Origin of the sequence: Burkholderia diffusa (assembly GCF_902499115.1) — a bacterium.
Taxonomy (GTDB): domain Bacteria; phylum Pseudomonadota; class Gammaproteobacteria; order Burkholderiales; family Burkholderiaceae; genus Burkholderia; species Burkholderia diffusa.
Genome location: NZ_CABVPN010000072.1, coordinates 1 through 1356 on the forward strand (window position 1 = coordinate 1; position 1356 = coordinate 1356).

Sequence of the window (1356 nt, forward strand, 5' to 3'; positions counted from 1 at the left end):
GAGCCTATCCAGTCTTTTGTGTGTGAGGCATAAACTGACGGCCAAGGAGCCACTTTTATGCCACGCAAACGCAAGGAAGAAGTAACGATTGAGCCGGGCAAGGGCTTGAACCTGGACCCGGAACTGATCAAGCAACTGGTGCCCGGGACGCTGGACCGGGCGACGATCAACGAGCAGCTTGCCGCGCTCAAGAAGGCGATCTTCGAGCGCGCACTGGGCGGCGAGTTGGCCCACCACCTCGGCTACGAGAAGGGCGAAGCCAAGCCCTCCGGCAGCACGAACCATCGCAACGGCACCAGCCGCAAGCGCATCGCGACCGACGACGACCTGCTCGACGTCGAGATTCCGCGCGACCGCGCAGGCACCTTCGATCCGGTGCTGATCGCCAAGGGCGAGCGACGCTTCACCGGCTTCGACGACAAGATCATCGCGATGTACGCACGCGGCATGAGCGTGCGGGAGATTCAGGGCTTCCTGCAGGAGATGTACGGCATCGAAGTGTCGCCGGACTTCATCAGCACGGTCACTGACGCGGTGATCGACGAAGTGCGTGAGTGGCAGCAGCGGCCGCTCGAGCCGATGTACCCGGTCGTGTTCTTCGACGCCTTGCGCGTCAAGATCCGCGACGAAGGCGTGGTGCGCAACAAGGCGATCTACCTGGCGCTGGGCGTGCGCCGCGACGGCACGCGGGACGTTCTGGGCCTCTGGATCGAGCAGACCGAGGGGGCCAAGTTCTGGCTGCGGGTGGTGAACGACCTGAAGCTGCGTGGCGTGCAGGACATCCTGATTGCCGTGGTCGATGGCCTGAAGGGCTTCCCGGAAGCGATCAATACGGTGTTCCCGGAAACGACGGTCCAGACCTGCATCGTGCATCTGATCCGGAACTCGCTGGACTTCGCCAGCTGGAAAGACCGGAAATCGGTCGCAGCGGCGCTCAAGGAGGTCTATCGGGCACCGTCGGCCGAAGCGGCCGCCGTGGCGCTGGATGCATTCGACGCGAGCCCGTGGGGTACGAAATACCCACCGATTGCCGCCCTCTGGCGCCGGGCCTGGGATCAGGTGATTCCGTTCTACGCCTTCGCGCCTGACATCCGAAAAATTGTATATACGACCAACGCGATCGAGTCGCTGCACATGCAGCTTCGGAAGATCATCAAGGCGCGCGGCCACTTCCCGTCGGATGAGGCCGCGCTCAAGCTGATCTGGCTGGCGCTGCGCAACGTCGTTGCCAAGTGGACCGGTTCCCGGCACGATTGGAAGAGCGCCATGACCCAGTTTGCGCTGCTTTACCCGGAACGATTCAACATCGGAATCTGAGTCTTAACCCGCCTCACACACAAGATTCCGGATACCTCC

1 protein-coding gene is annotated in these 1356 nt (G+C 62.5%); it reads left to right on the plus strand.

Annotation, left to right across the window (positions count from 1 at the left end; all coding sequences use genetic code 11):
- Positions 1-57: 57 nt before the first annotated feature.
- Positions 58-1317, plus strand: coding sequence for an IS256 family transposase (locus tag BTE28158_RS32245; RefSeq protein ID WP_151052750.1), 1260 nt, complete (start codon positions 58-60; stop codon positions 1315-1317).
- The last annotated feature ends 39 nt before the right edge of the window (positions 1318-1356 follow it).